Origin of the sequence: Persicirhabdus sediminis (assembly GCF_016595495.1) — a bacterium.
Classification (GTDB): Bacteria; Verrucomicrobiota; Verrucomicrobiia; order Verrucomicrobiales; family Akkermansiaceae; genus Persicirhabdus; species Persicirhabdus sediminis.
The window spans coordinates 120097-143768 of record NZ_JAENIM010000034.1; the positions used below are offsets into that span (position 1 = coordinate 120097).

At 50.5% G+C, this 23672-nt stretch carries 20 protein-coding genes; 15 read left to right on the forward strand and 5 right to left on the reverse strand.

Features of this window, described 5'->3' with window-relative positions:
* Nucleotides 1–34: 34 nt before the first annotated feature.
* Nucleotides 35–991, forward strand: a complete 957-nt coding sequence (nadA, locus tag JIN82_RS06860) for a quinolinate synthase NadA (protein ID WP_234041831.1) — start codon at nt 35–37, stop codon at nt 989–991.
* On the opposite strand, the gene JIN82_RS06865 is transcribed toward nadA, so the two are convergent.
* Nucleotides 983–1495 (reverse strand): hypothetical protein, encoded by a 513-nt coding sequence (locus tag JIN82_RS06865; RefSeq protein ID WP_200310897.1) that lies wholly within the window; start codon nt 1493–1495, stop codon nt 983–985. The genes nadA and JIN82_RS06865 overlap by 9 nt on opposite strands.
* A gap of 436 nt (nt 1496–1931) precedes the next feature.
* Between JIN82_RS06865 and JIN82_RS06870 the strand changes: the two genes are divergently transcribed.
* A complete protein-coding gene (locus tag JIN82_RS06870) occupies nt 1932–2528 on the forward strand; it encodes an SMI1/KNR4 family protein (protein ID WP_200310898.1) in 597 nt (198 codons plus the stop codon).
* 125 nt (nt 2529–2653) lie between these two features.
* Here the strand turns inward: JIN82_RS06870 and JIN82_RS06875 are convergent, their stop codons facing one another.
* Nucleotides 2654–3754: a Fic family protein gene (locus tag JIN82_RS06875; RefSeq protein WP_343221730.1), complete on the reverse strand. Its 1101-nt coding sequence runs from the start codon at nt 3752–3754 to the stop codon at nt 2654–2656.
* 487 nt (nt 3755–4241) lie between these two features.
* Here JIN82_RS06875 and JIN82_RS06880 point away from each other — a divergent pair, with 487 nt between their 5' ends.
* The 3 genes from JIN82_RS06880 (at nt 4242) to JIN82_RS06890 (ending at nt 6891) form a co-directional block, all read left to right on the forward strand.
* A complete protein-coding gene (locus JIN82_RS06880) occupies nt 4242–4445 on the forward strand; it encodes a hypothetical protein (protein ID WP_200310900.1) in 204 nt (67 codons plus the stop codon).
* 1131 nt (nt 4446–5576) lie between these two features.
* The gene (locus tag JIN82_RS06885; protein ID WP_234041833.1) at nt 5577–6059 is read left to right on the forward strand and encodes a hypothetical protein; all 483 of its coding nucleotides are present in this window, start codon (nt 5577–5579) and stop codon (nt 6057–6059) included.
* A 175-nt stretch (nt 6060–6234) separates the two neighbouring features.
* On the forward strand, nt 6235–6891 hold the full coding sequence (locus JIN82_RS06890; protein ID WP_200310902.1) for a toxin-antitoxin system YwqK family antitoxin: 657 nt from the start codon (nt 6235–6237) through the stop codon (nt 6889–6891).
* A gap of 526 nt (nt 6892–7417) precedes the next feature.
* Here the strand turns inward: JIN82_RS06890 and JIN82_RS06895 are convergent.
* Nucleotides 7418–8194: a prepilin-type N-terminal cleavage/methylation domain-containing protein gene (locus JIN82_RS06895; protein WP_200310903.1), complete on the reverse strand. Its 777-nt coding sequence runs from the start codon at nt 8192–8194 to the stop codon at nt 7418–7420.
* Nucleotides 8195–8373: 179 nt separating this feature from the next.
* Entirely contained in the window at nt 8374–9159 is a 786-nt protein-coding gene (gene rph / locus JIN82_RS06900) for a ribonuclease PH (protein ID WP_200310916.1), read from the reverse strand.
* A gap of 112 nt (nt 9160–9271) precedes the next feature.
* Between rph and lpxK the strand changes: the two genes are divergently transcribed.
* From lpxK to JIN82_RS06950, 10 genes are all read left to right on the forward strand, one after another.
* Nucleotides 9272–10480, forward strand: coding sequence for a tetraacyldisaccharide 4'-kinase (gene lpxK, locus JIN82_RS06905; RefSeq protein ID WP_200310904.1), 1209 nt, complete (start codon nt 9272–9274; stop codon nt 10478–10480).
* Between the two features lie 75 nt (nt 10481–10555).
* A complete protein-coding gene (recJ, locus tag JIN82_RS06910) occupies nt 10556–12256 on the forward strand; it encodes a single-stranded-DNA-specific exonuclease RecJ (protein ID WP_200310905.1) in 1701 nt (566 codons plus the stop codon).
* Nucleotides 12257–12272: 16 nt separating this feature from the next.
* Entirely contained in the window at nt 12273–14315 is a 2043-nt protein-coding gene (gene recG, locus JIN82_RS06915) for an ATP-dependent DNA helicase RecG (protein ID WP_200310906.1), read from the forward strand.
* Nucleotides 14316–14658: 343 nt separating this feature from the next.
* Nucleotides 14659–15078, forward strand: a complete 420-nt coding sequence (locus tag JIN82_RS06920; RefSeq protein WP_200310907.1) for a PEP-CTERM sorting domain-containing protein — start codon at nt 14659–14661, stop codon at nt 15076–15078.
* A 202-nt stretch (nt 15079–15280) separates the two neighbouring features.
* Nucleotides 15281–16630 carry a sulfatase-like hydrolase/transferase gene (locus tag JIN82_RS06925; RefSeq protein ID WP_200310908.1) on the forward strand — a complete coding sequence of 450 codons (1350 nt, stop codon included), beginning with the start codon at nt 15281–15283 and terminating at the stop codon, nt 16628–16630.
* 131 nt (nt 16631–16761) lie between these two features.
* The gene (locus JIN82_RS06930; RefSeq protein ID WP_200310909.1) at nt 16762–17664 is read left to right on the forward strand and encodes a metal ABC transporter substrate-binding protein; all 903 of its coding nucleotides are present in this window, start codon (nt 16762–16764) and stop codon (nt 17662–17664) included.
* A gap of 29 nt (nt 17665–17693) precedes the next feature.
* The gene (locus JIN82_RS06935; protein WP_200310910.1) at nt 17694–18245 is read left to right on the forward strand and encodes a hypothetical protein; all 552 of its coding nucleotides are present in this window, start codon (nt 17694–17696) and stop codon (nt 18243–18245) included.
* A 23-nt stretch (nt 18246–18268) separates the two neighbouring features.
* On the forward strand, nt 18269–19015 hold the full coding sequence (locus JIN82_RS06940; protein WP_325099481.1) for a metal ABC transporter ATP-binding protein: 747 nt from the start codon (nt 18269–18271) through the stop codon (nt 19013–19015).
* On the forward strand, nt 19012–19857 hold the full coding sequence (locus JIN82_RS06945; protein ID WP_200310911.1) for a metal ABC transporter permease: 846 nt from the start codon (nt 19012–19014) through the stop codon (nt 19855–19857). Before JIN82_RS06940 ends, JIN82_RS06945 begins: the two co-directional genes overlap by 4 nt.
* Before the next feature lie 21 nt (nt 19858–19878).
* Complete coding sequence (locus tag JIN82_RS06950) at nt 19879–21012, forward strand: hypothetical protein (RefSeq protein WP_200310912.1); 1134 nt, start codon at nt 19879–19881, stop codon at nt 21010–21012.
* Between the two features lie 172 nt (nt 21013–21184).
* On the opposite strand, the gene JIN82_RS06955 is transcribed toward JIN82_RS06950, so the two are convergent.
* A partial coding sequence (locus JIN82_RS06955) for an Ig-like domain-containing protein (RefSeq protein WP_234041818.1) occupies nt 21185–23672 on the reverse strand: 2488 nt, incomplete at its 5' end.

Genomic DNA, 23672 nt, shown 5'->3' on the forward strand with positions numbered 1-23672 from the left:
CAACGCAAAAAATGCTGTATTTTTCACTGGAATCATGCAACTTGCCGCCATGTCCAGCACGCCCGCTCTCGATCTGACTGAGGATATCCTCCGCCTGAAAAAGGAACGCAATGCCGTCATCCTCGCCCACAACTACCAAACTGGTGACATCCAAGATCTCGCCGACTACGTAGGAGACTCCCTAGGTCTCGCCTATCAAGCTCAAGCAACGGATGCAGACGTTATCGTCTTCTGCGGTGTCCATTTCATGGCCGAAACCGCCAAAATCGTCAACCCAGGCAAAACCGTCATCCTGCCAGACCGCGATGCCGGCTGCTCGCTAGAAGAATCATGCCCAGCTGACCAGCTCGAAGCATTCCTCAAAGCCAACGCCGAGAAAAACTACTACGTCATCGCCTACATCAACTGCTCAGGCGGCGTCAAAGCACTCTGCGACGTCATCTGCACCAGCGGCAATGCCGTCAAAATCGTTGATCAAGCGCCAGCTGACCGCCCAATCCTCTTTGTGCCCGACCAAAACCTCGGCGCCTGGGTAATGGAGCAAACAGGCCGCAAGATGGACCTCTGGCAAGGATCCTGCTACGTGCACATGGAGTTCACACGCGACTCCATCAACAAAATCAAAGACGAGTACCCAGACGCCGTCGTCGTCGCTCACCCAGAGTGCCCGACCGCCGTTCGCCTACTCGCCGACGAAGTCTGCTCAACCGAAAAGATGATCCCATACTGCCAAAATACACCGGCAAAAAACATCATCATCGTCACCGAGTCCGGCATGCTCCACAGGCTCGAAAAAGAATGCCCAGACAAAAACTTCATCGCTGGCCCAACTGATAAATGCGCCTGCAACGACTGCCATTTCATGAAAATGAATACGCTGGAAAAACTCCACGCATGCCTAGAAAACCTCAGCCCAGAAGTGCAGATGCCTGAAGACCTGCGCAAAGCCGCTGAAGCACCACTCCTGCGCATGCTCGAGCAGTCAAAATAAGCCAGCCAGCACCACACCACTCAAGCCGCTAGAACCACCCCCATTCCAGCCAACTACAGCCGCCTCAAACGAGGCGGCTTTTTTGCGCCCAGCTACATCCCCTCCAGCTGAAAAACCAACCCGCACCAGCCAGATCAACTCAGGAAAAACCCAAAAACACCCAGCTACTTTAACCAGCGAACCCAATAAACATAAGCATTCCAGCTGGATACGATTTCCAGATGCCTGACATGTTTTTTTTAGTATTTTTGATGGAACTATCAATGGAGGACGGTTACTAAAAACGCTGGGCATACCCGTCGCGAAGATTATTGCTAAAAATGCAGATGCCTTTATGATAATGGCATCGGAACTGATAGAAGATAAGCAATAGATGTCTAGATTATATATAGTGATGTGTTTAACTCTCACATTTATAAGTGCTTCGTGCTTAGTTTTTTTATATTTAACAAATGATAGAAGTGATGATTTCAGATCCGTTATGCAGAGTACATTTGGATTCATATTATTTACGATATATGTAATATATAGATATAAGAAGGATAGGTAATAAAGATTCCAGGAGTCTTTTGAAGGTAGCTCACTGATTATGTACTATATTGGTGAATATGAAAACTCCTCAACCAGCACAGAATAAGGAAGAACCAGCTGAAGTAGAAGAATTGACACCTCTTCAGCTGGCGGATTGTAAAACGGATTTTTCCGTTGGTAATGCGCAAATACATTAGACAGACAAACTGAGGAATAGGAAGGTGGCTGTTTTCAGATTCCTGACATTTTTTAACTGAATTCAGGAAAAACCCAAAAACACCCAGCTACTTTAAGCTGGGAACTCAATAAACATAAGCATTCCAGCTGATTCTTACGCCCAAATGCCTGACATCTTTTTTTTATTTTTTTCAATGCAGGAGAGGCGATAGATCCATTAGACTAAAAAGAAATGACTAGAAACATCATTAAAGAACTCGATCTCACCTCAGTATGTGAAGAGAGAACCTACTACGATCAGGGGGAAGTTGACGCCTTCCAGAACCAATACAACATTCAGCTACCTGCTAGCCTGCTCTTCGCCTTAAAGGAGATAGGCTCTGCCGTGATGTGCTCAAAGATATTTAAGCCCATTCAGTCGACTGGTTTGACAGGTGATGATGCCTATTTGGATATCCTATCTTTTTATTGCGGTGCTCTGAAAGGATCCGATAGTTTAGGTGGAGCTAATAAGACCTTTGCCGGCAGAATGAGCCCAGACTTGGTGGTGATTGCGGACGCTTCAGGAGGTGACCAAATTTGTATCGATGTGAAGACTTCAAAGGTCTATTATTGGCGACATGACGCCTGCGAAGGTGAATTGTCTGAGATCCTCATTGCCGATAGTTTTGATGCTTTTATTGATCGGCTCGAGACGCCGGTAGAGCCTGAAAGAATGGAATTTACTGACGCCGAAATTGCAGCTACAGACGCTCGCATATTGAGGGAGCGTGGCCCTGAGTCATTAGAGCGTGTCCGTAAAATTAGAGCGAAGTATGAGAAAAAGTAGCGCGCCTGTATTTCAATCGTAGTCCTTTTTCAGATACCTGACATTTTTCCAAGAACAGCTTATCTCAACAGCTAGACAGACATTCTGAGAGTTCTCTCTCGTGTCCTCTACACTGCGGATCACCTTCATAGACTCAGATGATAGCGGGTATATTTCAGCTGGCCAGTTTTGCTCAGCCCTCCCTTAGCTACTAAGTCATTCAGGTCACGAGTGACTGTGGCACGCGCTGCTCCGGTGATGGAAATGTAGTTCTCAGCGCTGAGACCACCTTTAAATCCATCCACGCCTTCGCGAAACATGCGTCCGATGACCTTTTGCTGACGTTGGTTGAGCTGCCCGCGCAGCCGATCGTATAGTTTGGTTTTCTGGATGAGGAAGTCGATGCGCTTGGCGGTATTTTCCTGTGCCTGCAGAATCGTTTCGCCAAAGTAAACCAGCCAGTCAGTAATGTGGTTGTGTTTGTTGCTATTTTCCAGCTGCTCGTAATACGCCTTGCGCTTGCGCTCGATGGTATAGGCCAGCGCGATGAGCGACGGACGGCCCAGACTTTGAGCGAGTGATTTTTCCGCAATCGCTCGTGCGATGCGACCATTCCCATCTTCAAATGGGTGAATGGATACAAAATACAAATGCGCAATGCCTGCGCGAGTGAGTGGCCGTAGTGCTTGCTGGCCAGTGGCTGCACTTTGATTAAAGAAGTCGATAAACGCTGCCATTTCAGCCTCCATGCGGGAAGATGGCGGCGCCTCAAAGTGAATGCTCGGCTCGTACATTGCCCCCGATACAATACGCATCGGCTCAGCATGAGTTCGGTAGGCGCCAACGCTACGGATATCTTGGCGACCATTCATCAACATGCCATGCCACTGCAATAGACATTGTCGATCCAGCGGAGATTTGTATCCCTGGTAAAGATCCATCATCATGGCCGCAACACCCTGCTCAGCAGGAGGGACCTGACGGTGGTCGCTGGTGAGGCCAAATTGCCGACCAATAGACGACTGCAGGCTATCTCGATCGAGAATTTCCCCTTCAATCTTCGATGTTTGCATCGCCTCTTCGCTGATAAGTTCTACTTTCAGGCGATTTTTATCCACCTCAGCAACATGTTTAAACGCGCCAAGGTTTTCTCCTGAAAGACTTAAAAACTGCGCCTCCAGATCGTCCATCGCCTTACTCTCATAGCTAAATTCGGGCCAATCGTTTTGTTGCCAATTCCACATAATGATTCATAGAATGTGATTCTATAACTCAAAATTAGCCTAATAATGAGTAATAGCAAGGGTTTCTATAACTCGCCTGATCCTCCAAGAGGAAAACCGCTTACGATACTACTTCAGCTACGTTGGCCGCTCGTAAACCACTAGAGCAAGGTGAAAAATCCACACCCGAAATCATCATGCACCTAAAGGCTCAGCAGGTTGATCAGCTAGAGAGTTTGACTTTTTTGCGGGGCCTGATGACTGACTCAAACTTTGTGTTTTTGATCTAACTCTAATCATTGAATCAGTGATAAAAAAATTCCCCTCGATGGTGGGCGGAGTTCCAGAGCAAAATCATAGATGTACCCAAACTGCAGCATTGGCTTTCCCAATGAGGATTTATGCTGATTTTCTCTGGTGCAGCGTTCACTATTCAATGTGATTAAGCTTCGCCCCTTCGCTACCAGCTCATTAATATCACGCATGGCAGTGACCCTCGAGTCAGCTAATTTTGTTACGCTCATCGCCACCCCAACAGAACAATTTTGTTGGTAATTGCATTTCTTGCTTTCACAATTTAAACCTGTCTTTTTATATAATACTGGAAAAACTCCACGCATGCCTAGAAAACCTCAGCCCAGAAGTGCAGATGCCTGAAGACCTGCGCAAAGCCGCTGAAGCACCACTGCTGCGCATGCTCGAGCAGTCAAAATAAGCCAGCCAGCACCACACCACTCAAGCCGCTAGAACCACCCCCATTCCAGCCAACTACAGCCGCCTCAAACGAGGCGGCTTTTTTGCGCCCAGCTACATTTCCACCCAGCTGGAAAACCCGCCCGAACCAGCCAGCTAGACTCAGGAAAAACCCAAAAAGACCCAGCTGCTTCAAGCTGCAAACCCAATAAACATATGCATTCCAGCTGGATACAATTTTCAGATGCCTGACATCTTTTTTTTCAGAGGAAGCGGTCCGCCACATTTATATACTCCAAATCAGGCAACAGCTAAAGAAGCAGAAGAAAATAACTAAAGTTTGATACTTTCTTTTAAACCAGTAGGGTGCTGTGATGCTGAAAATTAATGGGATAATGTATTCTTTCCATGATTCTGTATTACTGTCGCTCTCTAATCGAGATGGCTATTTCGAGTGCGCCGCTGAATATGTGGGAAGAGGTGAGCATGAAAATGGAGTCCTAAAAATGAAATTGTACTCAGAGTCGAAAAAGTTGGACGCCATAAGGGCACAAATATCTAAAGGCTTCGACGGTTCCGTTATCTGCTTTGATGATTTTGAAGGGAGACTTAAGCTTGTCGTTAATTGGGAAAAATATTGCCCAATGGAATCATTCATCGAAGAATATATGATCGAATATAAGTCGATTGAACCTATATCGTATGAGTGCACTGAATGGTATTCAGATTAATATAGTGTAAATAAAGATTCCATGAAGTAAGCCTGTGAAGACTTTGTTTTAAGATGCCTGACATCTTTTTTCTAGGGCCATAGCGCTACTTGTCGAGCGGGCGGAAATTGACCTTGGAGGCTTTTAATCGATCGAGGTGGGTTTCGAGCCGCTTGAGGAATGAGGCGTTCCAGATGCCTGACATGTTTTTAGAGTTCGGATTGAAATAAAGGTACTAGACATCTTGCTAGTGTAACCCCCAATGCCTAGCATCTTTTTATCGGCGAAGAAGAAGCCGAGAAATTCATCAGCTCAGTCAACTTCGTCATGGGCCAACGCCGTGGCTCCATGATCTGGTACGGCGAGCTGGAGATGGCTATTGATCAGCTCTAAGTGTTTGGATATGATCCATCTAGTATGACTCTGAAAATTCACCCAAATAAATGATGGTAAGGTATGTATTATTCTTATGCGTATCAGCGGCTTGCTTGAATTCATGTAAAGCAGCTCCCGAGAAAAAGAAGCATCTGGGCAAGGCTGACAACAAGGGTTCTATGCAAAAAAAGGCTGGTGAGATGAGACCCGAGATATCTCGTCAACAGCTCGAAGAAATGGCAGCAGCTATTCGTTTGATACGAGAGACGAGCACTGGAGCGCCTGATGCCGACGAGGCTGTTAAAGCGGTGCGTCGTGTTAGGGAATTCTTAAAAGTATGGCAGCCAATAGGGAAAAACTCAGATGAACTGACCGAGTTATTAGGTGAACCTACAAAGTCGTATATTCCCTCAAAGAAGACAAAATCAGAGAGAGTTCCCCCTTACGATAAGGAGATGGAGTATGGATTTGCCGGTGAATGGGGAACTTATTTGTTTATTTTTTATCTAAAGGACGGGCAGATTGTACACGTCGATGGCTCCAATGCCTGAGTCATTGGGGTAGATGGTTGCCACAAATGACTAGACAAGATGGTTGCCACAAATGACTAGACAGACAAACTGAGCTAAGAGATGCGCGTGAAATAGGCTAAATACTAATAACAAATAAAATTTTCATGTCCACAAACACGGTAAATGGCTAAGCTCGAAGTAGAGAGGATAATTTATGAACTATGCTAATTGTTTATTGTTGGTTGTGTACCTTTGTATTCAGAGCTTTGGCTATAGTAGTGATGTTGAGCCTCGGGAGCTATCTGCAGATCATGTTGATGAGAAAAGATCCTTGGCCGGAGGACTCTGTTATATAATAGGTGAGAAAGAGCCATACACGGGCATATTAACTGAAATTAGAACGGTAGATTTAGGTCGCTATAAATATACTTATGAGAAAGGGATCCTGAATGGGGTACAACGTTCATGGCATTCTAACGGACTTATAGAAAATGAACACAGGAAGTTGGCTGGTCTTGAGCATGGATTATATAGAAGTTGGAGCTATGAGGGCACGCTTATCCTAGAGCAGTGGTACAAATTGGGTTTACGTAGCGGTCCTTCTATGAAGTGGCACTCTAACGGGTTTCTGAAGAGTATTGCTTATTATGAAAATGACGTGATTGAGGGGGCATATGTTAGCTTTCATGCTAACGGCGAAATAGATACAACTTATTTCATGAAGAACGGCAAATTGGATGGCCCCTTAATTAAGAAAGATAAACACGGAAAAGAAATATCCAAAAAATATTACAGCGCGTCTTTAGACAAGGAGATCACTGAAGAGGAGTGGTACGGCAGATTTGCAGATATTCCAAAGAACATGGAATAAAGGTGCCAGAAATGATTGGCTCGTACTGATGCAAAAATACCGTATGCTTTTGTGTCTTTCCGCTAACTGTTTTATAGATCATAGCTAGCGATTGGATCATAGCTAACTAGCTAGCTTTGAATGCCTAGCTTTCTCTCGCCCCTTTGGGGCTCCAAATCTATTGGGCCCGATAACCCTGACCTGCGTTAGGCTTTCAGCCTTGCCTTGGTCAGGGCTGTAGTTTCTCGGTCCTTTGGACCTTTTTTTTCGGCTATCGTAACATCGCTATAAGTAACAAAAAACCTACTTAAGTACGCGCCATTCATACTCGGCATTTTTTCTCCTGCTTGCTCAGTTCACTCCTTGCGGATCAAGCTTCTTCTGCCAGCTCAGGCTTCTCCTTCCAGCTCAAACCATTTCTACCAGCTGACCAGCAACCTCAAGCTCCTCACGCGAAGCCGCTTTTTTCCAGCTGCCACCAGGCACAAAAAAACCAGAGCAGCTGGGCTGCTCTGGTTGATAAATGAATTAGCTATTGGATGGTCGCTTAGTTAAGCTCACCGTCTAGGCCACCGCTTTCCTCGAGGCCGCCACCGCCGCCACCGCTTTGTGGGATATTAGATCCACCGCTACCGCCACGGCTACGAGGCTTGAGCAGGTTGTTGCTGTTGAATCCGTTAGCACCCCATGGTGTATCAGAGCCATCATCAAAGAGAGTTCTGCGGCCTGCTTTAGCGCGACCATCTTTTGAGAGCTCAAGTGAGCTTACTGAACCGTCGAGACGAAGTACTACAGCCAGACCATCATACGGGTCGCGCTTAAACTTCTGACCATTCTGCTCCATAGGTGCCATCAATACAGGAACCTGTGAGTTGCGAGAAGTATTGAGGTTTTTCACGTAAGCAAATCCACACTCACCAGGCTCAAGCGTGCGAGCACGTGAGCTGAAGTCGTTATCAGGCTTACGGTCGAGCTCAGTACCACCTTTTGCATAAAAGATAGTTTCTGAATCAGTCATGCCTGAGGCCAGCAGCTGACCGAGGTAATCGTTGGAGTATGGGCCTGAGTATCCGTTGAGGTCTACGTCGTCCTGAGCGGTAACATCGTTAGGGAATGCTCCCTTACGGTTATCAAACTCAAGCAACGCACCATAAATTTGCTTAGCGTTACCTGTTGTGGTTGCCAAATCACCTTTTTTCTTCATTTTGATGATCATTGGTGAGGACATCGCTGCGAGCGCTGCAATAATTGCAATCACCACAAGCAGCTCAACCAATGTGAAACCTGATCTAAGTTTCAGGTGTGTATGCTTCTTCAGTTTCATTTTATTTATCTGGTTGGTTTTGGTTATTTATAGAAACTCCACCATCTTCATCGCTGAAAAATGTCAAAATTTCTTGGGTATGTATGAAAGGCTGACGAGAAATACACGTAGCCTGTCATTCAGACTAGGCTGGGCACCTCACAGCGCAAGAAAAAAGGACCCGATAAAATAAATTTGTCTTACTTGCGAAAATTGAACGCTTGGGCAAGGTCTTGCAGGCTCGTCTCATCCGCTTGATCTGCATTGCTAATCGCTTCTTTTTGTAGCGCTACTATTTGTTGAATCCCTTGTTGGGCTAACGAAACCATGCTGGCCATTTCCTCTGCGGTAAATACGTCTTCTTCGCCACTGCCCTGGAGCTCCACAAATTGTCCTTTTTCGGTCATCACCACATTAAAGTCCACCGCTGCATCTCTATCTTCAGGGTAGTTCAGATCTAGCAATGCTTCACCTTGGTAAATGCCAGCACTCACTGCCGCCACCAGCTGCTTCAGCGGTGATTGTTTGATCTTTTTCTCAGCCAGCAGTTTATTCATGGCAATGGCCACTGCCACACAGCCACCAGTAATGGATGCGGTGCGCGTGCCACCATCAGCCTGCAGCACATCACAGTCTACCCACACCGTGCGAGATCCTAGCGCCTTAAGGTCCATCACCGCACGCAGTGAGCGACCAATCAGCCGCTGAATTTCAGATGAACGTCCATCCAGCTTGCCCACGCTAATGTCACGGCGCTTTCTCTGCAGCGTAGAATACGGCAGCATATTATACTCCGCAGTCAGCCAGCCGCCTTTGACTTTTTGCTGTTTCATCCAGCGCGGCACATCATCCTCCACACAAGCCGTACAGATCACACGAGTGTCTCCAAAGCTCACCAAAACAGACCCCGTTGCATGTGGGGCAATGCCTGGCTGGAATGTAATCTCGCGGATTTGTTCTACTTGTCGTCCATCTGGTCGGTTCATAAATGCAAATTGCCGCCCGCTGAATGAAGTTTCAAGTTTCAAGTCGACCCAAAGTTGTGCTTCAATACCACCCAGCAAGCGGGCAGCCAGCCAGCTCGGCTGCATTTCCAGCATGAAAGAGACATTTCAAGAGTTCGAAAAATGGGCCACCGACGTGATCTTTGGCCGAGCCAAGGGGTTTCGCGCCACCATGATGCGGCTGCTGCTCTACGCATTTTCTGGTCTCTACCGGCTGGCCGTACACCTGCGTCTCAAAGGCTTCCGCTCGGGCAAACGCATCCAGCACTACCTCGGCACCGAAGTCATCAGCATTGGCAACCTCACCGTTGGTGGTACCGGCAAAACACCCGTCGTCGAGATGTTTGCCAAAGCTCTCACCGAGCGCGGCCGCAAAGTCGCCGTGCTCTCGCGTGGCTACAAATCCAAAAACCTCAAACAAGCGCAAAAATGGCCCAGCCGCCACACCGGCGAGCTCATCCCAGCTGAGCGCATGCCTAAAGTTGTTAGTACTGGCGGCGACCTGCTCTTGGATGTGAAATTTGCCGGTGACGAGCCGTGGATGTTAGCCAAAAACCTGCCAGGCGTCTCGATGATCGTCGACAAAGACCGCGTCAAAGGTGGCGAATTTGCCGTCGGCGAGCTAGAGTGCAATACCCTACTGTTAGACGACGGCCTGCAATTTCTCAAACTCGCCCACTCTATCGACATTGTGTTAGTCGATCAAAACTCACCCTTTGGCACCGGCCAAATGCTGCCGCGCGGCACGCTGCGCGAACCAGCCAAAAACATCTGCCGCGCTGACTACATCTTCATCACCAAATGCAATGGCTCACCTAATGACGATCTCATTAGAAAAATCCGCAAGCACAACCGCACCGCAGAAATCATCGAGTGCACCCACGGGCCGCAGTTTCTAGAAAACGTCTTCACCGGTGAGCGCGAAGAGCTAGACTTCCTCGACGGCAAATACGTCGCCGCCATCAGCGGCATCGCCGTGCCAGAGAGCTTCGAGGAAAAGCTAACAAGCCTCGGCGCCAATGTCGAATTCCACCGCGTCTTTGCCGATCACCATTCATTTTCGCGCAAAGAAATCAACCGCTTCATGCGCCGCTGCATCGAGCGCGACATCGACATCATCGTCACCACAGAAAAAGACGCCGTGCGCTTCCCCAAGCCAGAGGAGCTAGACACGCCTATCTACTACTTGCGCATCGAGGTAGACATCATCAGCGGCCACGAAGTCTGGCAGTCATTGCTAGACCGTGTGTGCAGCCCCCGCCCTACAGCCGACCCGCTTTTACTGCGCCAAATCCCAGCCTAGCGGCCAGCTGATTTGATCCTTTCAGTAATCTGTCCTTGTGGTTCTGCGCAGAGACTGTGTAATAACAACCCACGCATGAGCCAACACCCTACAGAATGGATACTCAAAGAGTCTCCAGACGTCCCTCGCAGCAGCACTAACCCGCTGCCGGACATCCTGTGCAAGTTGCTCGCGCAAAGAGGTGTAGCTGACGAAAAAGAAATCGAACACTTCCTGCGCCCAAGGCTGCGGGAACTCAGCGATCCATTTCTCCTGCCCAACATGCAGGCCGCCGTCGATCGCATCTTCACCGCCATTGACGAGCAACAACGCGTCTGTGTCTACGGTGATTACGATGTCGATGGCATCACCTCAGTCACTTTATTAATCAAAGCGCTCAAGGCATATGGGTTAGAGGCGCGCCCCTTCATTCCGCACCGCGGACCAGAAGGATACGGGCTCAATGAAGCCTCACTCAAACGCTGCATGAGCGAGGGCGAACCGCCTGAGCTCATGATCACCGTGGACTGCGGCACCGCCTCTCATGTGGAAATTGCCCAGCTGAATGAAAAAGGCATCGATACCATCGTTGTCGACCACCATGAGCTGCCGATAGCTGGCGAGCCTAACTGTGTGGCTGTGGTCAATCCAAAATGCGGCGACGACTACCACTACCTCTGCGCAGCAGGTGTCGTCTTCAAGCTCATCCACGCGATGCTGAAAACCCGCCAGCTGCAACATTACGATCTCAAAGAAGACCTCGACCTCGTCGCCATGGCCACCATCTCGGACATCGTGCCGCTGATAGAGGAAAATCGACTCATCGTCCGCCACGGTCTGCGCCGGCTAGCCAATACCCGCCACATCGGTATTGCCGCGCTGAAAAAAGTAGCTCAGCTACCTAAGGTTCCTACCAGCAGCGACGTCGGCTTCCGCATGGGCCCACGCATCAATGCCGCTGGCCGCATGGACCGGCCAGAAGACGCGCTCGCCATGTTGATGTCTGAAGACGAGCTGGAAGCTGAGTCTCTAGCAGACCAGCTAAATGCTCATAACATCCGCCGTCAGAAACATGAGTTAGAAATTCACAACCAAGCCATCGAGGCCATGGAAGACCTCGACGACCCGGAGTGTCCGGTGATTGTGTTAGCCTCACGCCAGTGGCACCCAGGTGTGGTTGGCATCGTCGCCTCACGGCTGATGCGGCGCTACCACAAACCATGTTTTGTCATCTCCGTAGACCAAGAAGGCATCGGCAAAGGCAGCGGTCGCAGCATTGAAGGCGTCTCGCTAGTAGATGCCATCAACAACAGCCGACCACTTCTGCTAGCTGGAGGTGGCCACGAAATGGCAGCCGGCATCAGCATCAACGAGGATCAGATAGAAACATTCCGCCAGCAGTTTGCCGAATATGTTATCGAGCACGTCCCTGAGCACCAACGCCGACCAAAACTAACCGTCGACGCGGAACTCCCCTTCCAAATCCTTTCCTTAGCGTTTCTAGAAAGCTACGAACTGCTGCAGCCATTTGGCTGTGCCAACCCGCAGCCAGTCTTCATGAGCTCTAACGTCTGGCTAGCTGAGCCACCGCGTAAGCTGAAAAACAACCACCTCAAGCTGAGCTTGAAACAAGGTGATTTCTTCCACGAAGCCATGTACTTCGGCGGCGCTAACTTTGACATCCCAGAAGGACCGTTAGACATTGCCTTCACCATCAACCGCAACTTCTTCCGAGGCCGCACCTCACTGCAGTTGATCATCCAGGATATCCGCCAGCACCAAGCAAAAACTAACTAGCCCACTCAGCCGCTAAATGTCGTCACCCTGTCAGGCACATTCGCAACTCGCCGATCTTGGGCTGATTCCAGCCAAGGATCTAACGGCACTAGCTAACGTAGACATTTTCACTGCCGAGCAGCTGCTGCGCCACTTCCCCAAAAGGCACGAAGACAGACGCCGGTTTGACGCCTTTCCAGCTCAGGCAGGCACCAGCTCGGTATGCATTCGCGGGCGCGTGATAGATTCCGCTAGAAAAGGATTTGGCGGCAACCGCTCCTTTCACGAAATCGTCGTGCAGGACCTCAATGCCACCATTCTCGGCGGCAGCAAAATCACCTGTCGGTGGTTCAACATGCCCTACATCGCCAGCATGATCGCCGCTGGCCACGAGATCATCGTGCACGGCAAACCCAAGGAGTTCAAAGGGCGCATCATCATCGACCACCCAGATTTTGAAATCGTTAGCGAAGACTCCAAAGACTCTATCCACCTCGAGCGCATCGTGCCCGTCTACCGCAATGTGGCTGGCATTCCTCAGCGGCGGCTACGCGAGCACATCTACATCTTGCTAGACCACATCGAGATCGAGTCGCTACAGCCACCCTACGACCTCGACCCCACCTATCAACGCTACGACGCCTACCGGGAAATCCATTTCCCCAAACATCTCGAGCAGATAGATGCCGCCCGCCGCTACTTCGCGCTCGAAGAATTCTTTGCCCTGCAGCTCAGTGTCGTCTGGAAACGCCAACGTTATCAGGCACAAGCAGGCCGCGTGCAGGGGAAAAAAACCGAGCTGCTCACCCAGTTCTATCACAGTCTACCATTCGATCTAACCAACGCGCAAAAACGCAGTGTCAAAGAGATCATTGCCGACATGCGCCAGCCAGTTCCAATGAACCGCATGCTGCAAGGTGACGTTGGCTCAGGGAAAACATTTGTTGCCCTCTGCGCCATGTTGTTAGCTGTCGACTCCGACGCGCAAGCCGCCCTCATGGCGCCCACGCAAATTCTAGCTGAGCAACACTACCTCACTTTCAGCAAGTGGCTCACGCCGCTGGGCGTTCACGTCGCCCTGCGCACCAGCGACCGCCGCGAGGACAATGGCCAAGATCCAGCCAGCCGGCCACAAGTCATCATTGGCACCCATGCGCTGCTCTACGACCAAGACATTTTCCATAACCTCGGGCTCGTCATTGTCGACGAACAACACAAGTTTGGTGTCGACCAACGCGCCGCGCTCGCTTCTCAGGGAGTCATGCCTGATGTGTTAGTGATGACAGCCACCCCCATCCCGCGCACCCTAACACTCACTCTGTACGGCGACCTCGATGTTTCCATCCTCGACGAGCGACCAGCTGGACGCGGCGCCATCGTCACCGGCGTGCGCAAAAAACCAAAAGTTAGCGACGTCACCAAATTCATCAAAGATCAGCTAGCTGAAGGTCGCCAAGCCTACCTCGTCTATCCGCTCGTCGAAGAAAGTGACAACCTCGACGCTCTATCAGCTGTGGCAGAAGCCGAAAAATGGCGCAAGCGACTGAGCAAATACGAAGTGGGTCTACTGCATGGCAAGATGTCGTCAGAGGAAAAAGAATCCGTCATGGGCAAGTTCCGCGACGGTGAAGTGAATGTGTTAGTCTCCACCACCGTCATCGAGGTGGGTGTCGACGTTCCTAACGCCAACCTCATGGTCATTTATAATGCCGAGCGCTTTGGCCTCGCCCAGCTGCACCAGCTGCGCGGTCGCATTGGCCGCGGCGAACATAAAAGCTACTGTATTCTCATCACCGATGGCAAATCGCCCGACGCGGTGGAAAAACTTCAAGTCATGGCGCAGACTAACGATGGGTTCAAAATTGCTGAAGCCGATCTGCGATTGCGCGGCCCTGGTGACGTCTTAGGCAAAGAACAAAGTGGCCTCAGCCGGCTGCAATTTGTCGAATTCATCGCCGATACCGAGCTCATCCGCCACGCCCGCCAGCTGGCTGAAAACCTGCTCGCCAGCGATCCCGAGCTCACCGCCAATCCACAGCTGCTGCCGCACATCCACGACGGCGACGTCGTCGCTAGCTGAAAATTCTAGCTCACTTCGCAGCCAGCTGGTTCGCTGGCCATTTTTCTTTCCGTATCTTCACGGCTCAGCGCAGCACTCCTGCCAGCTGGTAAAAATTACCGGTATAATTTCCCGATTTCGGCAAGTTTTACATGATTGCTGGATCCAGCTGGCACGGGCCAAATTGCCGGCAAAATTTATTTTTCCCTGATTCTATATGGGTTGCGGACGATTTGGCAGGCTCAGTTGCATGTCTTGGCACGCAGGCTGCAAACTATCATTGTGTCGCAACCCCCGGCCACTCCTCCAATAACCCACCAAACTCATGAAAAACCTGCTTACTTCACTACTCATTCTGGCCACTATGAGTGCAGCCTCAGCCGCTACTACCCTGATTTCTAATTCCCCCGAAAATTCCCCCGTGACCCCAAACAACAAATCCGCAGTGGGTGTGCCATCCCCCGTCGTGCCACCCACTGCGTCTAATTTTCAAATCCAGCTATCGGCCCCCGAGTTCACCCCCAACCCGCAGTTCACCGCCGACCTCCAGCTGACAAACATGGTAGTTAAATCAGCGCCAGCTGGCGTGCTGCCTACTGCGGTGCCTGTAGAATCTCCAGTGATCATTATGCCAATGAATAACTTCGATGGCCTGCAGGATTCACCCAGCCAGCAGCCAATGAATTTCCTCAGCGAAACCGCACCCATCCCAGAGCCAAGCACCACAGCGCTGATCGGCTCAGCACTAGCCATCGGCCTGCTGCGCAGAAGACGTCAATCATAAGCCAATCCCCCGAAACAACCCCCACAGAAATACCCCCAAACCCGAAAAACAAATAATCCCATTTGAGCGGACAACTGCGAGAATGGTCTTTGAGAGGCTCCACAAATGTGGGGCCTCTTTTCTTATCTCATACGAAGATTGTGTATTGCCATTTAACTTGCGAAGCCTATTTTGAGTGACCAATATACCCGCAATAACCAATATGAAACCAACGAGATACCGCACACTCAAAACCGCCCGCCAGCTGGCCACAGCACTAGCGCTTTCCAGCTTGCCTGTGCTCAGCGCGTCTACCAGCGCCGCCGCTGAAAAACCAAACTTCATCTGGATTGTAGCTGACGACCTCGGCTACGGCGACACCGGCTTCAATGGATCCACCGAGATCCCAACACCAAATATCGACCGTATCGCCAACGATGGCGTCAACATGACCTGCGCGTACGTTTCCGCTCCCGTATGTGGACCATCACGCGCTGGCTACCACACTGGCCGCTACCAGCAGAGCTTCGGCCACGAAGGAAATGTGGGCGGCAGCGACAAAAACAATGGCACACCTACCGACGTGATCATGATTCAGGAATACCTGCAGACACTCGGCTACCACACCGGCCTGATGGGCAAATGGCACGACGGCAAAGCACAGAAATTTTTCCCATACAACCGTGGATTTGACGAGTTCTTTGGTTTCAACAACGGCGCCTCATCTTATTGGATCAAAAATAATCCAAAGAAAATGCTGCTGCGAAATGACCAGCCAGTAGAGTCAGAAAACGAATACCTCACCGATGCCATCGGTCGCGAAGCTGTAGATTTCATCAACCGCAACCACGACAAACCATTCTTCCTCGAAGTCGCCTTCAACGCGCCGCACGCGCCGATGTCAGCCAAAGACGAAGACCTCGAGCTGTTCAAAGACCTTGGCCATCGCCAAACCATCGCCGCCATGATCCACTGCATGGACGTCAACATTGGTAAAATCCTCGACGCGCTAGAAACTCACAACATCGCCGACAATACCATGGTCGTCGTCTTCAGTGACAATGGCGGAAAACTCGAACACGGCGGCACCAATGGTCACCTCCGTGGCGAAAAAGCAGGCACCTACGAAGGCGGCATGCGTGTGCCATTTGCTGCCAAACTCACCGGTACCATTCCAGCTGGCTCCAAATCTGACGTGCCTATCATCTCGCTCGACCTCTTCCCTACCATAGCCCTGCTCGCTGGTGGTGAAATCAAAGACGAGTGGAAGCTCGACGGCAAAAACATCATCGACGTGCTCAGCAGCAAAAGCCAAAAACCACCACACCAAACATTCTTCTGGCGCTACGGTCCTAGCTGGGCCATCCGCCACGGTGACATGAAACTCGTGCGCGCACTCACTGGCGAGCCAATCGGATTATTCAACCTCGCCAAAGACCCAAGCGAGAAAAATAACCTCATCGAGCAAAACCCTGAAGTCGCCGAAACACTGCGCAAACAGTGGAACGACACAAGCAGAGAAATCGGCCCACCTGCATGGGGCAGATTCAAAGGCAAAATTGAACGCGACTAAGCGACGCCAAAATACTATTCTTCACCATTACCTCGCCGAGCTGGAATCATCCAGCTCGGCATTTTTTTCTAAACACCAGTAAACGCAATTTACTTGCATTAGCAGTTTACTTGCATTAAATCCCTTGCGCCATGCGATTTCTTAACCGTCTCCTACTAGCCACAGCCCTATGCTTCACCGCCAGCTGGCTGCTAGCTACTCCAGCCAGCGCCAAGCTCAAAGTGGCAGCCCTTCACCCACTCATGGGCGACCTCGGCCGCCAAGTTGGTGGAGAAAATGTCGAACTCATCGACCTCATGAGCCCGTCTAGCAACCCGCACCTATTCGAGCCTAGCGCCTCAGACCTACGCCGCGCTGCCGACGCCAAACTCTACCTCGCCAGCGGCAAACACCTCGAAACCTACCTCGACAAACTGCGCAGCAACCTCGGCAACTCAGCCACCATTCTAGAAGTGGGCCGCAAAATCCCATCGCAAAAAATTGAAGCCAAAAATGCCGCCTACGCATGTTGCCCAGCCCACGTTGGTGGTGCTATCGATCCACATTGGTGGCACGACGTCGCTAACATGCAGCGCGCTGCCAAAATCGTTGCCGACGAATTCTCACGTCTCGATCCAGCTAACAAATCTTACTATCAAGCCAGAGCCAAAGCCTACCGCAGCGAGCTCACCAAGCTGAACTCATGGATGAAGCGCGAGCTCTCCACCATCCCGCGCAGCCAGCGCCGGCTCGCCACCGCACACGCCTCATTTGGCTACTTTTGCAAAGCCTACGGCTTCAAGGCAGTGCCAGTGTTAGGTGTCAATGCCGAGCACGAGCCATCAGCCAGCTACACCGCCGAGGTCATCACCATCATTCGCAAAAATAACGTGCGCGCCGTTTTCCCAGAAAAACGCCTCAACCCAAAAATCCTACAAAACATCCTCCGCGAAACCGGTATCAAAACCGGTGGCACCCTGATTGGTGACGGCTCATCTAGCTACACCAAAATGATGCAACACAATACCCAAGTCATTGTCCAAGCCCTTAGATAATATCCAGCTACTAACATCTATCTAATACCATGAAAGGATCACCTATCAAAAACATCCTGCTTGTCGTCGGCTTCCTCGGCTTATGTTTTATCTCTATCAAAATGCTCACCTATCAGGCGCCGCCAGCTCAGAGCAGCGGCCACGTGCACGGGCCTGACTGCAACCACGGACCCGGATCAGCTGGCTGCGGACACGACCATACAGACGGCCACCAGCACGATGAAAACTGCAACCACTCAGCTGATACCTGTAACCCAGCACCAGTGTCCACCCTAGTCACACTGACATTCTCACAAACACCGCAGAGCCTGAAGCTCACCATGAGCGACAAACAAGAAGTGCTCTACAGCAGCGACCAGCTAACTGAAAAAGAATACCAGTTCGACCTCGAGCTCCCCGTTCACAACGTTTTCGACCTCTTGCTAGACGTCAACTGGAGCTCCGACGAGCTCGGCGAAAATATCGGCTTTGTGCAAATCAGCTTCGAACCAGAAGCCGCCAAAACCCAAACATTTTCCTTCCACAGCGACACGGGTGAGCTCTCAGAAATCATCACCATGGGCATCACACCCGCTGAATAATACTCACTAACAAACAATCCACTGTGTCAGAAGACTGCCCCAGCTGCGATCATTCGCACCACCACAAACACGCACTTCACGTTGAATCTATCAGCGTACGCTATCACAAAAATCTAGCGCTTGAAGATGTCTCCTTCGATACCCAGTGCGGCCACGCCGTCGCTCTGCTTGGACCTAACGGAGCTGGTAAAAGCACCTTGCTAAAAACCATTGCTGGCCTCATCCCACGTAGCGCAGGCATCGTCCGCTGGCGTAACCAGCCAGTGAAAAAGTGGAGCCGTGAATTCGCCTACCTGCCGCAATCCGAAGAGGTCAACTGGGACTTCCCCATCACCGTGCGCGGCATGGTAGAAATGGGTCGCTACCCGCAGTTAGGTGCCTTTAAAAAGTTTTCTAGCCACGATGAAGAAGTCGTCGACCACGCGCTTGAGCTCATGCACATGGCTGAGCTCGGACACCGCCAAATTAACGAACTCTCAGGTGGCCAAAAACAACGTGCCTTCCTAGCTAGAGCGATTGCTCAGGAAGCTCACGTCATGCTGCTAGACGAACCATTCACTGGCCTAGACCGCGAACATTCCGCCCAGCTCCAACAAGTCATCCGCCAGCTAACTAAAGATGGTAGATTGATCATCGCCTCACACCACGACCTCAATACCGCCGAAGATATCTTCGACCAAGCAATGCTGCTTAAACGAAACATCCACGCCTTTGGTGCCACCAAAGACGTTCTCACTAATTCACAACTCGACGCCCTCTACAAATCATGAGAGCTGCCATTGACCTCCTCGAATTTAGCTATTTCCAGCGCGCTCTGATCGCAGCCATTTTGATCGGATTCACCAATGGATTCTTCAGTGGATTTGTTCTCTTGCGCCGCAATGCGCTGTCGCTCAGCGCCCTCTCACACACCATGCTTCCCGGCATTGTGGTGATGGTTCTACTCACTGGTGTGCTCAGCCAAACCAATGCCTTCCTCGGCGCGCTGTTAGCCTCACTCATCGTCGGCCTCAGCTCCTATCTGATTTCCAAAAATAGCCGAATTCCACAAGGCACCGCGCTAACCATTTTCTACACCACGGCTTTTGCCATCGGCATTTCGCTCATTCCCAAGCTCAGCATTGCGCAGGAAATGGACGGCTGGTTATTTGGCAATATCCTGGCTGTTAGCAACGGCGACCTATGGACGTTTTTCCTCATCGCCATGGTCACTCTGCTGAGCTCTACCACCTTCATGCGCCCATTGCTCATCACCTTGTTTGAGCCCAATGTCGCCGCTGCCCAAGGGGTGCCAGTGCGCTGGATGAATTGCCTGCTCTACTCACAGCTGATTTTAGCCTTAGTCGGCAGCTACCAAGCAGTTGGTAGTATTCTATCAATTGGCCTACTCGTAGCGCCAGCTGCTATCGTCTCACTCTTCACTAACAAAACCTCGCTGCTATTTTGGGGCGGTGGCATCATTGGCGCACTGAGCTCAGCGCTCGCCATCTTCATTTCTGTGCCATTCGACCTCCCAACAGGCCCAGCCATCGTCATCGTGCTCGGCCTCATCTTCATCATCAGCGTGATCTTTTCTAGCCGCTATGGGCTAGGCAAACTGTTCTCAAAGTAACACAAACAATAATACACTAACATGAAAACGAAACACTTCGTCTTGGCTACACTCGCGTGCCTACAAGTCCCCGTCGTCGCCGAATTAGAAATCAATCCATTCGTCCACTTCCGTGCCGCAGTAGGCGCCACATCTGATAACCACGGAGAAATGGGCTATGCTGGCCACGATCCAAAAGTAGATGGCGGCAACTGGCAGGGGCTCGAACTCGGCTTAGGCCTCAGCTACGGCGAGCACCTCGAAGCGATTGGTGTCTATAATGTCTTCTGGGAAGACGGCGAAGGCATCCAAGGTGAGCTGGAAGAAGCCTATGCTACACTCAAAGAATTACCGGGTGGATTTGAAGTACGAGGCGGTCGCATGTTCACGCGCTTCGGCACACAAAACTCAGTCCACCTGCACGGCTGGGATTTTGTAAATGCCAATCTAGCAAATACACGATTCCTCGGCGATGATGGCTTTTCTATCGATGGTGGAGATATCACTTGGTACACACCTACTCGCTTCGAAGATTCTCTAACTATCAGCTACGGGCGCACCGTAACCCACGACCACGATCATGGCGGCCATGATGACCACGACGACCATGATGACCATGATGACCACGACGATCACGATGACCATGATGACCACGACGAAATCGAATGGGACGGCCAAAGCTTTAGCGCCCGCTATCAGGCACAGTTTTACAATACCGACTTCCACCAATTCCTCGTTGGAGCAAGTTACCTGCGTGGCGATCTAGCTGAAGATGGACAAACATCTATCTACGGTGGTGATTTCACCTACAGCTGGCGTGCTAACGGCCTTGAGTCAGGAGGCAAACAATTCCGCTGGCGCAACGAAGTCATGTGGCGTGATGTCGACAGCCACGACGGTCAGTTCACTGAGTTTGGCATGAACACCGCCGCGCTCTATCAGTTCAATGATAACATGGAAGTGGGCCTGCGCTACGAATACCTTCAAGGGGTGGAAGAATACGACTTCGACCAACGCCATCGTGTATCTCCAGTATTCACTATCCGCCAGGGAGAATCTAGCTCAGACGGCGGCATGGGCTTCATGGCTAGAATCCAATACGACTACGATAACAGCAGCGAACATGGCGACATCCACGCCGCTTGGCTACAGTTCGGTTTCGACTGGGGCAAATAATCAGTCAGTTAATCGATACAGGATCGTTTCTTTTTAAAAACTCAAATAAATATGTCCAAATACCCAACTGACTAGGCCTGTATAGTCATTGTTACTAGTTTTAGTTTCATATGTGTATTTGTTGCGCGGGGGTGGGTGCCCCCGCGCATTTTTTTTGGCTAAAATGTGCCGCTTAGTGTTTTGTCACCTCGATGCGCAGGAAGAGTTTTTCCTCGCCGGCTAGTTCATCTAGCTGGATTTCATTGCTAGGTGGCGTCGCTGAAATGACTTCGCCCGTAGGCTCCCAATGGATCAAATCATTAGATTTCATCAGCTGATAGGTACGGCCCTCAGCACTTGGCCAGCTGAGGCTGAGCGAATCGCTATTGACCACTGAGCTGAAGCTCAGCTTGAACACTGAGTTAGGGTCATGTGGGTCAGTGCCTGCGATGATTTCGTCTTCATCAGAAACGCCATCACCGTCAGAATCAATCGCTGATAGATCCAGCGCTTCTAATGAAACTGGAATGCTAAGGTAACGAACTAGATAGAAGGAACGTGAATCATTACTGCCCACCTCATTGATCAGCATGTGGCCATTGAATACGATGGATTCCACGTCGCTAAGCGCTACGTGAGCGTCCGCAATGTCACCCAGATAGCCCGCGCCTTCGAGCCAGTTACCACTCACAGTTAGATTCTGTAAATGTCCAGCTAGGTTGGACTCTGGCAGCAAGGTGTCGGTGCATTCATAACGGTAGCTGCCATTAATCGTAGCGATGCTCAGGCTATAGGTCACCTGATAGGATCCGGTATTTGCGCCGTCGCCAAATTTTCCATCCGCTGTCCAGTTGTTCAAATTGAGATCCCATTGGTTGACGTCAAGATTCACGTTGGCAATGGCGATTTCCTCAGCTGGCATGCCTAACTCAACTGCCAGCTGGCTGCCAGTTTTGGTCATCAGCTGGAAATCAAACTCATCTCCATCCTCGCCAGTTCCCGCGACGATATTGAAGGCAACTTGCTGTCTAGCATCATTGATATCTTTACGCCAGTCAGGGGCTTCAGTAGCATTTTGTACATAATTGCCATCAGCGATGTTAGGATCAACAATCAGCTCCAGCTGAGTTTCAGCAAGCACGGTAATAATGACGCTTGCCTCCATTGCTTGTCCGTCTGCATCGTAGCCACGATAGACAAAGCTATCCTGCCCAACAAAACCACCCGCTGGCTGGTAGCTAAACGAACCATCGGCATTGAAAACTAGCTGGCCGTTGCTAACATCTGAGACTAACTCAACATAGGAAACATCCAGATCATTTTCCATCACCCCTGGCGCAGATACAGCCATCTGCTGGTTGCTAAACATCTTGTAGGCGTCATCTTCCACGGTCATCTCTACTAACATCACAGATAGGTCGATGCTTTGACCAATCAGAGTGTGATAGGAAGTTGCCGAGTTTGTTGGCGTTTTTATGATTTCAGAAATGCCCACAAAAGCAATGTCCTGCACGGAGTTCAGCAATACATTGGCCTGTGTGATATCACCGAGGAATCCCTCACCTGTGACCCAAGTTTCAGATGCAGCTAACTCTAGCGGGAATGACGCGCTCTCCGTCGTTGGCAGTAGCGAACTCACCACAACTTTACGATAAACGCCCCTGCTCGTGGTGATGTCGATGCCATAGCTGATTTCGATTTCTCCGTCAGAGTCGCCAAACTTGCTAGATCCATCAGTCCAGCCAACAAAACCAAATGTCCAGCTAAGTGGCTTGAGTTCAATGCCAGTGATCACCGCCTGATTTTGCTCAATAGCGAGCTCGCTCGCGATTTCAGCGGTGGATTTCGCCTGCAAGTTGAAATCTTGTAAGTCTCCAACAGCCCCTGCTTTGTCGTTGATGTCATAGGTGATGCGATCTGCTTTTTGGCTTCGCCAATCTGGCGCGTCGCCTGTGTTAGACCGATAGTCAAAACTCGTGATCTCTGGGTCCACCATCAGCTCGATAGTCGCCTCAGTGAAAACCTCAATGGTCACCACTGCTGGAGTACTCGCCCCGAGGCTATCAACGGCTTGATAGGCAAAACTAAGCAAACCGCTAAAACCTTCAGGAGCGCTGTAGCTAAAGGATCCATCAGCATTCAACTGCAGATCACCCACGCTAACATCAGCCACAAGAACCACACTCAAAGCATCCCCTTCAGCGTCGCTATCATTAGCCAGAACACCTGGCGCTGCCACACTGAGCAGTGAGCCATTAGCTGGCGTTTTATAGCTGTCATCATGAGCCAGTGGCGCCTTGTTTGGAATCGAGACAACTAACTCATCGAGATAAACCATAGAGCTAGCTGAACCGTGGTTTTCAAAACGGAATTGCGCATTGGCTGGCAATCCAGCTGGTGAGAATCGATGCGCTGGCACAACCACATCACCGTAATGAAACTGATGATTAATGAAATCAACATTCGGTTCAAAGCTAGCCACACTCACCCACTCAGCGCCATCGAAGAAGGAAAGCGAAAATGATTCTCCATCAACATAGGACTCAGCTAGATACCAAAAGGCCAGCTTGACTGACTCACGCTCAGAAACATCTAGCGGGCTTGATAGAGTCAGCTGAGAGCTGCTGCCACTATTACTAAGTTTCACGCAGTTCTCGCCCTGATAGGCTACAGCAGCATCT

Bases quoted from the DNA above. Each gene is read 5' to 3' on its own strand.
- JIN82_RS06890 (WP_200310902.1), top strand. From the start codon at position 6,235: ATGAACTATGCTAATTGTTTATTGTTGGTTGTGTACCTTTGTATTCAG.
- lpxK (WP_200310904.1), top strand. From the start codon at position 9,272: ATGAAAGAGACATTTCAAGAGTTCGAAAAATGGGCCACCGACGTGATC.
- JIN82_RS06865 (WP_200310897.1), bottom strand. From the start codon at position 1,495: ATGAATCCAAATGTACTCTGCATAACGGATCTGAAATCATCACTTCTA.
- JIN82_RS06895 (WP_200310903.1), bottom strand. From the start codon at position 8,194: ATGAAACTGAAGAAGCATACACACCTGAAACTTAGATCAGGTTTCACA.
- rph (WP_200310916.1), bottom strand. From the start codon at position 9,159: ATGAACCGACCAGATGGACGACAAGTAGAACAAATCCGCGAGATTACA.
- JIN82_RS06885 (WP_234041833.1), top strand. From the start codon at position 5,577: ATGATGGTAAGGTATGTATTATTCTTATGCGTATCAGCGGCTTGCTTG.
- recG (WP_200310906.1), top strand. From the start codon at position 12,273: ATGTCGTCACCCTGTCAGGCACATTCGCAACTCGCCGATCTTGGGCTG.
- JIN82_RS06950 (WP_200310912.1), top strand. From the start codon at position 19,879: ATGAAAACGAAACACTTCGTCTTGGCTACACTCGCGTGCCTACAAGTC.
- JIN82_RS06925 (WP_200310908.1), top strand. From the start codon at position 15,281: ATGAAACCAACGAGATACCGCACACTCAAAACCGCCCGCCAGCTGGCC.
- JIN82_RS06920 (WP_200310907.1), top strand. From the start codon at position 14,659: ATGAGTGCAGCCTCAGCCGCTACTACCCTGATTTCTAATTCCCCCGAA.
- nadA (WP_234041831.1), top strand. From the start codon at position 35: ATGCAACTTGCCGCCATGTCCAGCACGCCCGCTCTCGATCTGACTGAG.
- JIN82_RS06945 (WP_200310911.1), top strand. From the start codon at position 19,012: ATGAGAGCTGCCATTGACCTCCTCGAATTTAGCTATTTCCAGCGCGCT.
- JIN82_RS06930 (WP_200310909.1), top strand. From the start codon at position 16,762: ATGCGATTTCTTAACCGTCTCCTACTAGCCACAGCCCTATGCTTCACC.
- JIN82_RS06870 (WP_200310898.1), top strand. From the start codon at position 1,932: ATGACTAGAAACATCATTAAAGAACTCGATCTCACCTCAGTATGTGAA.
- recJ (WP_200310905.1), top strand. From the start codon at position 10,556: ATGAGCCAACACCCTACAGAATGGATACTCAAAGAGTCTCCAGACGTC.
- JIN82_RS06935 (WP_200310910.1), top strand. From the start codon at position 17,694: ATGAAAGGATCACCTATCAAAAACATCCTGCTTGTCGTCGGCTTCCTC.